At 50.7% G+C, this 679-nt stretch carries 1 protein-coding gene; it reads left to right on the top strand.

Annotated features, from left to right (window positions below; genetic code table 11):
* Positions 1 to 544: hypothetical protein (locus AOA56_RS16065; protein WP_162224714.1), on the top strand; the 544-nt coding region annotated here is incomplete at its 5' end.
* Positions 545 to 679: the final 135 nt, after the last annotated feature.

Here is a 679-nt window from a genome sequence, read left to right as displayed (position 1 = left end):
AATTTCGCAGAGTAGAAAACTTCACGAAAAGGAGGGAGCGGCCATCTGGTACATGCAAAAGTGCGTCAAAGGTCAGGAAGAATCTGCTGTCCGGGACTGGAAAGCACAGCACCCATCTGGACGGGAGGAAGCCTTCTTCTTTACTTATGACCGGCTGAAACGTTTTGAAGGGGACTGGCATTTGTTGAAACTGCCGCTATTTCCGGGGCTCATTTTTCTGGAATGTGAACAAGAGATTCCCAAAAAGAAGTCCCGGCTCATGCAGGACCAGGATTCCGGGGCGATGCAAGTGGATTCCAGGACTGAGGAGTTCCTCAGAGAACTGGGAGGGGAAGCCCATCATGTTTCCATGTCAAGAGGAGTCATCCGAAATGGTGTGACGATTGTGACCGAGGGACCGCTGGAAGGAAAAGAAGCAAAGATCCAGAAGATCGACCGACATAAGCGGCTTGCCAAAATTGGCGGAGGATTGAACGTCCCTTTCTGCCAGGAAGGGGGATTCTGGGCAGGCCTTGAAATCACTTCCAAAAGTGAAGGGGTGTGAGCGTATGGAGAATTGGTATGCGATGAAAACAATGTCCGAAAAAGAAGAGGAAGCGGCAGAACTGATCCGGCGGACCATCCCCCCTTCTTTGTGGAAATCCTGTACAATCCTTCAGAAGAAAAAGCTGTTCCGGGC

It is taken from the genome of Sellimonas intestinalis, from assembly GCF_001280875.1.
Classification (GTDB): Bacteria; Bacillota; Clostridia; order Lachnospirales; family Lachnospiraceae; genus Sellimonas; species Sellimonas intestinalis.
Note: the sequence above shows the minus strand (reverse complement) of the source record. Positions and strands in the feature narration are given on the sequence as shown.